The 12,095-nt window shown below is 49.9% G+C and carries 10 protein-coding genes and 1 tRNA gene; 5 read left to right on the top strand and 6 right to left on the bottom strand.

The genetic code is table 11. The annotated features are described in order from the left end of the window. Positions 1-763: 763 nt before the first annotated feature. Positions 764-1,918: a type I restriction endonuclease gene (locus F384_RS12530; RefSeq protein WP_046483158.1), complete on the bottom strand. Its 1,155-nt coding sequence runs from the start codon at positions 1,916-1,918 to the stop codon at positions 764-766. A gap of 166 nt (positions 1,919-2,084) precedes the next feature. After that, complete coding sequence (locus F384_RS12525) at positions 2,085-2,561, bottom strand: hypothetical protein (RefSeq protein WP_046483155.1); 477 nt, start codon at positions 2,559-2,561, stop codon at positions 2,085-2,087. A 101-nt stretch (positions 2,562-2,662) separates the two neighbouring features. On the opposite strand from F384_RS12525, the gene F384_RS28865 reads away from it, so the two are divergent. Next, positions 2,663-2,908, top strand: coding sequence for a YdaS family helix-turn-helix protein (locus F384_RS28865; RefSeq protein WP_080949935.1), 246 nt, complete (start codon positions 2,663-2,665; stop codon positions 2,906-2,908). Here F384_RS28865 and F384_RS12520 read toward each other — a convergent pair. From F384_RS12520 to F384_RS12510, 3 genes are all read right to left on the bottom strand, one after another. Then, positions 2,871-4,061 carry a tyrosine-type recombinase/integrase gene (locus F384_RS12520; RefSeq protein ID WP_046483152.1) on the bottom strand — a complete coding sequence of 397 codons (1,191 nt, stop codon included), beginning with the start codon at positions 4,059-4,061 and terminating at the stop codon, positions 2,871-2,873. The two genes, F384_RS28865 and F384_RS12520, sit on opposite strands and share 38 nt — an antisense overlap. A gap of 174 nt (positions 4,062-4,235) precedes the next feature. Further along, positions 4,236-4,310: transfer RNA gene (locus F384_RS12515), tRNA-Arg, on the bottom strand. 76 nt (positions 4,311-4,386) lie between these two features. Then, positions 4,387-5,328 (bottom strand): formate/nitrite transporter family protein, encoded by a 942-nt coding sequence (locus F384_RS12510; RefSeq protein WP_046483149.1) that lies wholly within the window; start codon positions 5,326-5,328, stop codon positions 4,387-4,389. A 291-nt stretch (positions 5,329-5,619) separates the two neighbouring features. On the opposite strand from F384_RS12510, the gene mlaA reads away from it, so the two are divergent. Continuing rightward, positions 5,620-6,375 carry a phospholipid-binding lipoprotein MlaA gene (gene mlaA / locus F384_RS12505; protein WP_046483145.1) on the top strand — a complete coding sequence of 252 codons (756 nt, stop codon included), beginning with the start codon at positions 5,620-5,622 and terminating at the stop codon, positions 6,373-6,375. A 61-nt stretch (positions 6,376-6,436) separates the two neighbouring features. Here the strand turns inward: mlaA and fadL are convergent, their stop codons facing one another. Continuing rightward, complete coding sequence (gene fadL / locus F384_RS12500; RefSeq protein ID WP_046483143.1) at positions 6,437-7,777, bottom strand: long-chain fatty acid transporter FadL; 1,341 nt, start codon at positions 7,775-7,777, stop codon at positions 6,437-6,439. Between the two features lie 373 nt (positions 7,778-8,150). On the opposite strand from fadL, the gene F384_RS12495 reads away from it, so the two are divergent. The 3 genes from F384_RS12495 (at position 8,151) to fadJ (ending at position 12,070) form a co-directional block, all read left to right on the top strand. Next, entirely contained in the window at positions 8,151-8,435 is a 285-nt protein-coding gene (locus F384_RS12495) for a YfcZ/YiiS family protein (protein WP_046483140.1), read from the top strand. Between the two features lie 180 nt (positions 8,436-8,615). Next, positions 8,616-9,926, top strand: a complete 1,311-nt coding sequence (fadI, locus tag F384_RS12490; RefSeq protein ID WP_046483137.1) for an acetyl-CoA C-acyltransferase FadI — start codon at positions 8,616-8,618, stop codon at positions 9,924-9,926. Beyond that, positions 9,926-12,070, top strand: coding sequence for a fatty acid oxidation complex subunit alpha FadJ (gene fadJ, locus F384_RS12485; protein WP_046483135.1), 2,145 nt, complete (start codon positions 9,926-9,928; stop codon positions 12,068-12,070). The genes fadI and fadJ overlap by 1 nt, the downstream gene beginning before the upstream one ends. Positions 12,071-12,095 lie beyond the last annotated feature (25 nt).

The raw sequence follows: 12,095 nt of genomic DNA, 5'->3' as shown, positions 1-12,095 counted from the left end.
TTGTATTGAAATTTGAGTATTGGTTTCAAAATTCAAGTAAAGCCGAGAGAGTTGGGGCCCAAGTTATTGGTCTGTCAAATTATCTGGGGGATAGGGTGAGGATGCCTTGGGGGGCATACAGTGTGGTTTTCTTCCGCCGAGTTGTGATCTGGGGAATATTAAGAAAACAATATCGCTTTATGGCATCATTCACTTGGGTCGTTTTTCAGATATTAATTAATAAAATGACTCTGGTATACAAACGACCGGCACCATCTACAAAAAAGAACGCAAGTGGTAAAGCTCAGCCCATGATGGACTGAGTAACCGTCTTAACCGTCAAGAGCTGAAGTTAATTATTTTTACTTTATATTTTCCATCGTAAGGTTGCCGCGTATGTAGTACACCATAACAAAGATGCACCTGCTTCAGCCCAACCCCCTCACGTGAAGAGGCTGGAATAAATCATTTTTCACATCCCGACCTTGCATTCCGGTTCTAACGGGTTTGCGAAGCATTCGACGGCACCCCGAATTGTAGTTATGTGATAGCCTAGTCCTGATTGTTAAAGAGCGCTACGGCATGACTTCTGCCGTTCAACGAATGGTCGTCTGGATGGTGATTTGTTTCGGTCTGTTCGCTGGTGACAAATTGATGTTAGGTTATGTCTAACTTTTCGATAATAGGCAAAGCCTATTATTTTGTTTTTGGCTGCCAGTAAGGGGAAATAAAAAATCCCGCCTAAGCGGGATATATTTTGGATGAAGAGAGGGAATGATGCAGGTTAGGTGCGTCGTTTTCTAAAGTTTTCGTCGTTTTGTACATACAGCAAGGAATCAAGAATTAAGCCTGAAATTCTTAACACATCTTCTGGATTATCTATAAAAATCCTGTTGTTATCATATTCTAGTCCCGCCCTCTTTATTTCATTACCCGCTATTTCGCTTATATCAATAGGTAATTGAATTGAAGAACGATTCTTCTTATCGTAATAACGAATCAACCAACGGTTAGTTTTACCTTGGAAAAGAATAGAATAGTATGACTCTGTATCCTTAGCTTGCAGATCGTACTCAGGCCCAGTGATTGAGGTTATTTTCTCTAATAAAATCCGTTCATTGTAAGTTGTTACTATATTGGGGTTTTCTGAATCAACGATGTCCGCATGTTCATCAACGGTGATGCTTTCAACATCATTATTAGATGGAGCTACGCTAGGGTAAGGGGTTCTTGATGACAGCCCAGACACGACCATTTCACTTACTGACCGTTCAACGGCCTGCCTGACTAATGGTGTAATAGTTTCGATAAATCTCTGGTTTAATTGACGTCCAATGTTTGCACGTCCGGCAACATACCTTACAAACTCATGGTCAACTTCCCTGAGACTGGTGCTAACGACTTTCACAAAAGCAGATATGTAGACACTCTCTTCCGCAAGCGTTCTTAGAGCTTCAGGCTTAAACTTATCGTGCCGAAATCTAAATAGCTGCTCTGCATCGGAATCTTTAATGTCATCCATCATTATCCGCAAGAATGGTGTTGAATCCATTATGTTTTTTTCATTAAGGTCCGTGAAAAAACGCCATTCAACACCATTGGTTATAGCCGAAATTGTAACTTCGGGGGTGGAATTAAAATATCGGGATAATTGCGGGCAATGGTTGTCAATTTTTTCTTTACAACTTTTTGCTTCAATGAACATGACCGGAACGCCTTGGCAAAACAAGGCATAATCAACACGCTCTCCAGATTTTACGCCAGGAAAGTCTGCACCATATTCAGCTTTTACTTTTTGTGGGTCGTAAGCATTAAACCCCAATATATCTAAAAAAGGTAAAATTAAAGCCTGCTTTGTTGTCTCTTCAGTAGTGCAATGCTCTCTAACCTTTTTAACATGCTCAATATGGTTTTTAAGGCGTGTTTTAAAGTTTTCCATGCATCCTCCATGCAAAAATGAAAACCTGCTGTTAAATCAAAGCAAATCCAAACGTTGCGGAGGTAAGGAGACCCGCATTCCCACGCGTATAGATATGCAAGTTAATTGGGGCTTAGTCTTCAGCATAGGGATGGCTTACAAGAGTTTCCCATCTGACCATACAAGTCTAAGCTCTGGCTTTCTTCGGCTTTTTCCCGTTATCACTTTGTTCTGACCATCTCCTTACCTTCAGTTCTAGTGAGTCAACATATGCACGTGCGTCGCTATCAGCCCAGCCGGGGGCTTCTTTCCCTTCTTCAAGTAAGATGAAATCAACAATAGCCTGCTTTTCCGAAGAAGCTTTACTGTAAAGTTTGTCAAGGGAGCCAATTTCATCAGATACCTCTGTTATCTGATGGTGATCGCAACTGATAGGATATCCTTTCAATCCCCAATGTTCAGAGCCTACAACATCAGAAAAGTAATTCCATAGCTCTGGCAATTTTTCCTTTGATATCGATCCCTTATTGATCCAGTCATGGATTGATGGGGGCTTGATTTTAAAATGACGTGCAACTTCCGCCTTACTTTTGGCAGACCCCATTGCAATCTTCTTATCGATGGCCTGCTCGATGGCTCGGCCCAAATCTTTACCGCTAAGCATTGCCTAATAATCCTCATAATAATTCAATTAGGCAATTCCTATTTATCTTTCATTAGGTTTCGCCTAATTCATGCTTGTGTAGAAATATAGGAACTTTACTCGTGAAACAAAAAAGTAGCCTTGATGCAATCCGGGAGGCATACAGGATGGTTGGTGGACAAGCGGCAATGTCCCGGAACTTAGGCGTCTCTTCGCCAACGGTTAATCAATGGACAACAGGTATTCGGCAGATACCAACTGAACGGTGCCCAGAGATAGAAAAAACAACAGGTGGTTCCGTTAATCACCGCACCAGGAAAGATACAAGTTTTATGCTGTTGTATTTGCACTTTTTAGGCTATCAATAAAATCTCCATACCACTGCATCATTTCACGCCTGCCATCAAGGTATTGCGCATGGTTGTAAGTCCCGCGAATACTGTTCTTATCCACGTGGGCAAGTTGAGTTTCGATCCACGCAGTATTAAAGCCCTGTTCATGCAAAATGGTACTCATGGTGTGGCGAAAACCATGCCCGGTTGCTCTCTTATCGTAACCAATCCTTTTTATAACCATATTGATGCTGGCTTCACTCATCGCTTTGTTAACATCGTTTCGTCCTGCAAAAATAAGCTGATAGTTCCCTGTTAGTTCTCCCAATTGACGAAGGGCTCTCAAGGATTGAGTTGATAATGGGACAACATGAGGACGTTTCATTTTCATTCTGGTTTTGGGTATTTCCCAGATTCGATTATCGAAGTCGATTTCTTTCCATTCAGCCAGACGTAACTCTACTGTTCTTAACCCTGTCAGCATGAGCAGCCGGGTAGCGAGAAGTGTAATAAGACTTCCAGAGTAATTTGATAGCTTGTGCAAAAAATCAGGCAGTTCTGCGGCGTTAAGAAATGGATAGTGCTGTTTCTCATGGCTTTGCAAAGCGCTACCAAGATCAGCCGCTGGGTTGTATTCGGCACGACCAGTAACAATCGCGTAGCGAAAAACCTCACTACAACGCTGGCGCACTTTGCTAGCAAGCTCTGCTGCTCCTCGCTTTTCCATTCGTTGCAATACAGACAAAAGCTCCAGCGGCTTAATTTCATTCACTGGCTGGGGGCCTAGATAGGGGAAGACATTATTATTAAAAGCTCGCTTAACGTAGTCTGCATAATTTTTTGACCAGCCAGATACTTTTGCGTCGTACCACTCGAGAGCTATTGCTTCAAAGGTGTTAGTAATCGAGAGCTTTTTAGCTAACAGCTCGGCTTTTTTGACCTCACCGGGATCCTTATCACTTGCCAATACCTTTCTAGCTTCATCTCGTTTAGTGCGAGCTTCTGCAAGTGATATGTCTGGATAGATCCCAAATGACAACTTTTTCTCTTTCCCGGAGAATCGATATTTCATACGCCAGTACTTTGAACCGTTAGGATTGACTTGGAGATACAATCCACCGCCATCCGCTAGCTTATAGATTTTTTCTCTGGGTTTGGATGTATCTACCTGACGTGCATTAAGGGACATTGGGGGCCTCATTTTTTATTGAACAGGATAAGCCCCCTATAAGGCCCCCACATACGTATTGATTTACGCTGAAATGGGTAGATGCCGGTTGACATGGAACTGTCAATATCGGGGGTCTAATGCTGATTATAAGGGAGTTTTATTGATTTCGGTAGACTTCAGGATATGTGTATATGGTGTCCCCTGCAGGAATCGAACCTGCAACTAGCCCTTAGGAGGGGCTCGTTATATCCATTTAACTAAGGGGACGAAGCGGCACCGAGTATACCGGTTTTTGTTTGTCTCGGTAAGTGAGGGGCCGCCTGACTGTTCAAACCGTCGCCATTCAGGACTGTTTTTGTTCCTTTTTCTGCGCGTTGTCGCTTTTTTGCGCCGCTATCCTGGCTTCTTCTTTACGCTTGTTGCTCATATCGTTGCGGATCTGCGCGTGGCTTATCAGGGCAAAGATAAAGGTACCGCCGCAAATGTTTCCGGCAAGCGTCGGTAAGGCAAACGGCCAGAAGAAGTTGCTCCAGTGCAGCGTACCGTTAAATACCAGATAGAGAATTTCAACCGACCCAACCACGATGTGAGTGGTATCGCCCAGCGCAATCAACCACGTCATCAGGATAATCACCACAATCTTCGCTGCGCCAGCCGCCGGGAACATCCAGACCATAGTGGCAATCAGCCAGCCGGAGATAATGGCGTTGGCAAACATTTCCGTGGGGCTGTTTTTCATCACCGCCATGCCTATCTTAACAAACGCATCGCGGGTCTCTTCGGTGAAGACAGGCATGTATTCAAAGGCCCACGCCGCAATCGCGGTGCCCAGTACATTCCCCAGCAGTACGATGCCCCACAGTCGCATCAGCAGGCCCGCGTTGCCGAACGTCGGATTTTGCATCACAGGCAGCACAGCGGTGACGGTGTTTTCGGTGAATAACTGCTGACGAGCCATAATGACGATGATAAAGCCAAAGGTATAACCGAGATTCTCCAGCAAGAAACGGCCCGGTACGCCCTCCAGTTCGACGTGGAAGATGCCTTTTGCCAGCAGTGAGGCTCCCATCGAAAGCCCGGCGGCAATGGCTGACCACAACAGCGCCATCGCGTCCCGCTCCAGCTCTTTCTCCCCGTCCTGACGGATATGCTCGTGAATCGCCATCGCCCGCGAGGGGAGGCGGTCCTCATCCACTTCTATCTTCCTCCCGCTCTGTTTCTCTTCACTTTCAACGGCTAGCTCGTCGCTATGTTTATCTATCTTGTCGTTTTCATGATCAGCCATCATTCGTCCCCGGTATGAGCACAGACAAAATAAAGCGTAGCGGTTTTTAGCCTGAACCCCGTCGGGGCATACTCTGAAAACGCAAAAATGGTAACGTTTGTTTTTCTTCATCTCGCTAGAATAGAAGCACGACGATTCTGGTGCGACCAGGCTATGATCACATCAACGAGTTTGGTGATATAGACATCGTTTGACGTACTGTTACAATCGCTCACACCTTTACAGGCGGATACGATAGCGTTCCGTCATGGATGGCAATCAGCGATAGCCATAATTAACAGGGAGACATTTATGAAGCTTCGCCTGTCGGCGCTTGCGCTGGGAACCACACTGCTGGTGGGGTGTGCAAGTTCTGGCACAGAACAGCAGGGGCGTTCAGACCCGTTTGAAGGGTTCAACCGCACCATGTACAACTTCAACTTTAATGTGTTGGATCCGTATATCGTTCGACCGGTGGCTGTCGCCTGGCGTGATTATGTCCCGCAGCCTGCCCGTAATGGTCTGAGCAACTTTACCGGAAACCTGGAAGAACCGGCGGTAATGGTGAACTATTTCCTGCAGGGCGATCCGTATCAGGGGATGGTGCATTTCACCCGTTTCTTCCTCAACACGATTCTGGGGATGGGCGGCTTTATTGACGTCGCCGGTATGGCGAACCCGAAACTACAGCGCGTTGAGCCACATCGCTTCGGCAGTACCCTGGGCCACTATGGCGTCGGTTACGGTCCTTATGTGCAGTTACCGTTCTATGGTAGCTGGACTATTCGTGATGATGGCGGCGATATGGCGGATACGTTCTATCCGGTTCTCTCCTGGCTGACCTGGCCGATGTCTATCGGTAAGTGGACGATTGAAGGGATTGAAACCCGCGCTCAGTTGCTGGATTCCGATGGTTTGCTGCGCCAGTCCTCCGATCCTTACATTTTGGTTCGCGAAGCTTACTTCCAGCGTCATGACTTTATCGCGGATGGCGGGAAGCTCAAGCCGCAGGAAAACCCGAACGCGCAGGCGATTCAGGACGAACTGAAAGAGATCGATTCCGAGTAAGCCAGATTGGGCAAATAAAAAGGTGAGCTAAAAAGCTCACCTTTTTTACATCTGCAATAAATCAGAATGCGTAGTTGAAGTTGGTACCGAACAGCCAGGCTTTACCTTCAGACTCAAACTGGTACGGGCCTTCATTAATTTTAACGCTCTGGCCGTGCATGTAAGAGACGCCAACGTCCACAGACGCATCTTTATTGAAGGCGTAGGTGGTACCGGCGCTCAGCCAGAAGCGGTCCTGATCCGGAATCGAGATAGAGCGGTTTTGTGCCGGAACCGGGCTATCATCGAAGGCGATACCGGTACGGAACGTCCAGTTATCATCGTAGTAGTAGGTGGTACCCAGTGCGATGCGGTAGGCGTCTTTAAAGCCTTCATCTTTCTGGAACAGCGTCTCGCCACCGGTGGATTTCGCTTTCAGCTCCTGGAACTGACTCCAGCTGGTATAGGCCAGGCTGTAATGAATAGCCCACTGCGGCGCCACGCGGTTATAACCGGATACTTCCCACATTTCTGGCAGGTTCAGCGTCAGATAACCTGACTGGGTCGCGCCGCCGGTAGCGGTCGGAATACCCAGGTTGTAGTTGTTAATCGCCGTCGGCAGATCGCTGCTGTAGTTACCTTTAAAGTCAATTTTGACTTCAGAACGGTAGGTCAATGCGTAGCGGTTGTTTTTATCCAGTTCATACAGGATCCCGGCGTTCCAGCCGAAGCCCCATTGGTTACCGTTCAGGTGGGCAATTTTGGTATCACTTGGGATGCCGTTGGCGGTGGCAGCCAGTTGCTGACCCTGCGGCGTTTGTCCGGCTGGAGATTGCATCACCTGACCGGCGACCAGTTGACCCAGGTCACCGGCAAAGCGTTCGATTTTCGCACGGGCATAAACGGCGTTCAGACCGAGACCAAAGCTCCAGGCGTCGTCTAAGCGATAGGCACCGCTTAAGTTGAGGTTCATGGTTTCAAGGTCGGTGGTACCGCCGACAGAACCGCCCGCGTAGGTATCGTTGAACTCTGTCGCCAGACCGTAGTTAGAGGTAATGGATGCTCCCCAACCGAACTGATCGTTAATTGGCGCAACAAAGTGCGCGTTTGGCACCCATGCCGTTGGCGCGATGTTATCGGCATCAAGGCTACGGCCAGACGGCGAGCGTCCGCTGATGTTGACGTCCGGATCGATATAGACCGCACCCGCGGAGAACGTCGGGCGATCGAACATCGTGATCAGCGCTGGGTTACGGCTGACGTTACCTGCGTCGTCTGCGATAGCGCCTTCACCCGAATAGGCCCGGCCGAGGCCAGAGGAAGAAAATTCGTTTAACTGAAAGCCTGCAGACCAGGCCTGGGTGGAGATAATTGCCACTGCGACTGCGAGAGCAGACTTTGTTAACAGGGTTTTCTGGCTCATGACCATAACCTCAATTGATTTATTTTTATACAAACTATGTTACATGGTGTAACAGGAGCGCGAAGTGTAGGGTCTGTGGTACGACTTAGAAATCAGACCAGTGGCGTGAGTATAGGTCTGACCAGATAAAATGTTGCAAGTATGTTTATAACTTTTTTCAATTGTGATCTTAAAAACGCGATCCAGCTGGCAAAATTGACGGTTTGCACACTCATTCTTTTGGGTGAAATTTGTTCTGGATCATTTTTAAGTGTGATTTCGGTCACTTATCGCATTTCGCACAATTAACAACTGGAGAGGCGAATGTGGGGAGCGTAAAATATCCCCATCGTTTATCTGGCACCCTGAGTGCAAAATACAGAGGAAATCTACAATGAGTAAATGCAGTGCTGATGAAACCCCGGTTTGCTGCTGTATGGATGTTGGCACCATCATGGACAACTCCGATTGCACCGCATCATACAGCCGCGTGTTCGCTAACCGCGCAGACGCTGAAGAGACGCTGGCGGCGCTGACCGAAAAAGCGCGTAGCGTGGAATCTGAACCGTGCAAAATCACCTCAACTTTCACCGAAGAGTCTGACGGCGTGCGCCTGGATATCGATTTTGTCTTCGCCTGCGAAGCTGAAACCCTGATCTTCCAGTTGGGTCTGCGTTAATCCCACCTTGTTGTTTTTGATGCCCCGGTGAGTTTTTCCCGGGGCATTTTCATTTCTGGCAGTGATTATTCACTGTGCCATAGCTCTCACTTTCTTCGCGCTCCGCTTGGCTAAATGTAAAAAATTGGTTAAGACTATGATCAGGTCAGACCACTTATTTTATTTTTACAGGGGAGTGTTATGAGTCAGGCTTTACCGCTGGTCACCCGCCAGGGCGATCGCATCGCCATTGTGAGCGGATTACGTACGCCTTTTGCCCGTCAGGCGACCGCCTATCATGGCATCCCCGCCGTCGATCTCGGCAAAATGGTGGTTGGCGAACTGCTTGCGCGCAGTGAAATCCCTGCCGATGTCATTGAGCAATTGGTTTTTGGGCAGGTCGTCCAGATGCCGGAAGCGCCGAACATTGCGCGTGAAATCGTGCTCGGGACCGGGATGAATGTGCATACCGATGCCTACAGCGTCAGTCGCGCCTGTGCGACCAGTTTTCAGGCCGTTGCCAACGTCGCGGAAAGCCTGATGGCCGGTACCATTCGCGCGGGTATCGCCGGTGGTGCGGACTCTTCGTCGGTGCTGCCCATTGGCGTCAGCAAAAAACTGGCGCGGGTACTGGTTGATGTCAATAAAGCCCGCACGATGGGGCAGCGTCTGAAACTCTTTTCACGTCTGCGCCTGCGCGATCTGATGCCCGTCCCGCCTGCCGTGGCGGAATACTCTACCGGCCTGCGAATGGGCGATACCGCCGAACAGATGGCGAAAACCTACGGCATTACTCGTGAACAACAGGATGCGCTGGCGCATCGTTCTCACCAGCGCGCCGCCCAGGCGTGGGCAGAAGGAAAGCTGGCCGATGAGGTGATGACCACCTACACGCCGCCTTTTAAAGATCCCCTGTCTGAAGATAACAACATTCGCGGCAACTCGACGCTGGCGGACTACGCCAGACTGCGCCCGGCATTTGACCGGAAACATGGCAGCGTAACGGCGGCAAACAGTACGCCGCTGACGGATGGTGCGGCGGCGGTCATCCTGATGACGGAATCCCGCGCCAAAGAGTTGGGGCTGATTCCGCTCGGCTATCTGCGCAGCTACGCGTTTACCGCGATCGATGTCTGGCAGGATATGTTGCTGGGACCGGCCTGGTCCACGCCGCTGGCGCTGGAACGCGCGGGGATCACGATGGCCGATCTGACGCTTTTCGATATGCACGAAGCGTTTGCCGCGCAGACGCTGGCGAATCTCCAGCTACTTGGTAGTGAGCGCTTTGCTCGTGAGGTGCTTGGTCGGTCCCATGCCACCGGTGAAGTTGATGACAGCAAATTTAACGTACTCGGCGGCTCGATTGCCTTTGGACATCCGTTTGCCGCGACGGGCGCGAGGATGATTACGCAAACCCTGCACGAATTACGCCGACGCGGTGGCGGCTTTGGCCTGGTCACCGCCTGCGCGGCGGGTGGACTGGGTGCGGCAATGGTTCTGGAGGCGGAATAATGGAAACGACATCGGCTTTTACGCTTAACGTTCGTCTGGATAACGTCGCCGTCATCTCCGTTGATGTCCCAGGAGAAAAGATGAACACCCTCAAGGCGGAATTTGCCTCCGAGGTTCGGGTCATACTTAAGCAGATCCGTGAAAACAAGGCGATTCGCGGCGTCGTGATCGTTTCCGCGAAAGCGGACAATTTCATTGCCGGGGCGGATATCAACATGATTAGTCGCTGCAAAAGCGCGCAAGAAGCGGAAACGCTGGCGCGACAGGGGCAGCAACTGATGGCTGAGATCAACGCGCTACCCGTCCCGGTGGTGGCCGCCATTCACGGTGCCTGTCTGGGCGGCGGGCTTGAGCTGGCGCTGGCCTGTCATGCGCGAGTCTGTACGGATGATGCGAAAACGGTACTCGGTTTACCGGAAGTTCAACTGGGGCTGTTACCGGGATCGGGCGGCACCCAACGGCTTCCGCGCCTGGTGGGCGTCAGTACGGCACTGGATATGATCCTCACCGGTAAGCAACTTCGCGCGAAGCAGGCGCTGAAAGCGGGACTGGTGGACGAGGTGGTTCCGCAGACGATTCTGCTGGACGCCGCCGTGGAATGGGCGAAAAAAGAGCGCCCCGGTCATCGATCCCTTCCGGCTCGTGAACGTATTCTGGCGGGCCCTCTCGGGCGAGCGCTGTTGTTTCGCATGGTCAGCAAGAAAACGGAACAGAAAACGCAGGGTAACTACCCGGCGACAGAACGCATTTTGCAGGTGATGGAAACCGGACTGGCACAGGGCAGCAGCAGCGGTTATGACGCGGAAGCGCGCGCGTTTGGCGAACTGGCGATGACGCCGCAATCCCAGGCGTTACGCAATATCTTTTTTGCCAGTACGGACGTGAAAAAGGACCCGGGCAGCGAGGTTCCGCCAGGGCCGTTACGCAGCGTCGGCGTATTAGGCGGTGGGCTGATGGGCGGAGGGATTGCCTACGTCACGGCCTGTAAAGGTGGCTTGCCAGTACGCATCAAAGATATTAATCCCAAAGGAATCAATCACGCACTGAAATACAGCTGGGATCAGCTTGAAACGAAGGTGCGTCGCCGGCATATCAAAGCCAGTGAGCGTGACAAACAGTTGGCGCTAATTTCTGGTTCGGTGGACTATCGCGGCTTTTCCCATCGCGACCTGATCATTGAAGCGGTGTTTGAAGATCTGTCGTTAAAACAACAGATGGTGGCGGAAGTTGAGCAAAATTGCGCATCTCACACCATTTTTGCATCCAATACCTCATCTTTACCTATTGGCGATATTGCGGCAAAAGCGGCCAGACCCGAGCAGGTGATAGGTTTGCACTTCTTTAGTCCGGTTGAAAAAATGCCGCTGGTGGAGGTGATTCCGCATGCCACGACGTCGGAGCAAACCATCGCCACCACGGTTAAGTTGGCGAAAAAACAGGGCAAAACACCGATTGTGGTGCGTGATAAGGCTGGATTCTACGTAAACCGTATTCTTGCGCCGTATATCAATGAAGCGATTCGCCTGTTAACCGAAGGCGAGCGGGTCGAACAGATCGACAGCGCGCTGGTAAAGTTTGGTTTTCCGGTCGGGCCAATCCAACTTTTGGATGAGGTCGGAATCGACACAGGCACTAAAATTATACCGATACTGGAAGCCGCTTATGGCGAGCGTTTTAGCGCCCCTGCAAATGTTGTTTCATCAATATTGAATGACGATCGCAAAGGTAGAAAAAATGGTCGGGGTTTCTATCTTTATGGGGCGAAAGGGCGTAAAAGCAAAAAACAGGTCGACCCTGCAATTTATACGCTTATTGGCGCACAGTGGCAAAGTCGGCTCTCTACCCAGCAGATTACGGAGCGCTGTGTCATGTTAATGCTCAATGAGGCGGCGCGCTGTTTCGATGAGCAGGTGATCCGTAGCGCGCGCGATGGTGACATCGGCGCGGTGTTTGGTATTGGTTTTCCTCCGTTTCTCGGTGGCCCGTTCCGTTATATGGATTCTCTCGGGGCGGGTGAAGTGGTTGCGGTATTGCAACGTCTGGCTTCGCTGTATGGTCCACGGTTTACGCCGTGCGATACGCTGTTACAGATGGCGGAGCGGGGTGAAAGTTTCTGGAAAGCAGATGCAACTGACCTGAATTAACAAGGTCAAATGTAAGGTAAATCCG

Source organism: Citrobacter amalonaticus Y19 (assembly GCF_000981805.1).
Lineage (GTDB): Bacteria > Pseudomonadota > Gammaproteobacteria > Enterobacterales > Enterobacteriaceae > Citrobacter_A > Citrobacter_A amalonaticus_C.
The sequence above is the reverse complement of the archived record's forward strand: the minus strand, read 5'-3'. Positions and strand labels throughout refer to the sequence as shown.

What these genes read in the sequence shown, in the direction of transcription:
- F384_RS12530 (WP_046483158.1), bottom strand. Translation starts at nt 1,918, where the DNA reads ATGGAAAACTTTAAAACACGCCTTAAAAACCATATTGAGCATGTTAAA.
- F384_RS12525 (WP_046483155.1), bottom strand. Translation starts at nt 2,561, where the DNA reads ATGCTTAGCGGTAAAGATTTGGGCCGAGCCATCGAGCAGGCCATCGAT.
- F384_RS12520 (WP_046483152.1), bottom strand. Translation starts at nt 4,061, where the DNA reads ATGTCCCTTAATGCACGTCAGGTAGATACATCCAAACCCAGAGAAAAA.
- F384_RS12510 (WP_046483149.1), bottom strand. Translation starts at nt 5,328, where the DNA reads ATGGCTGATCATGAAAACGACAAGATAGATAAACATAGCGACGAGCTA.
- mlaA (WP_046483145.1), top strand. Translation starts at nt 5,620, where the DNA reads ATGAAGCTTCGCCTGTCGGCGCTTGCGCTGGGAACCACACTGCTGGTG.
- fadL (WP_046483143.1), bottom strand. Translation starts at nt 7,777, where the DNA reads ATGAGCCAGAAAACCCTGTTAACAAAGTCTGCTCTCGCAGTCGCAGTG.
- F384_RS12495 (WP_046483140.1), top strand. Translation starts at nt 8,151, where the DNA reads ATGAGTAAATGCAGTGCTGATGAAACCCCGGTTTGCTGCTGTATGGAT.
- fadI (WP_046483137.1), top strand. Translation starts at nt 8,616, where the DNA reads ATGAGTCAGGCTTTACCGCTGGTCACCCGCCAGGGCGATCGCATCGCC.
- fadJ (WP_046483135.1), top strand. Translation starts at nt 9,926, where the DNA reads ATGGAAACGACATCGGCTTTTACGCTTAACGTTCGTCTGGATAACGTC.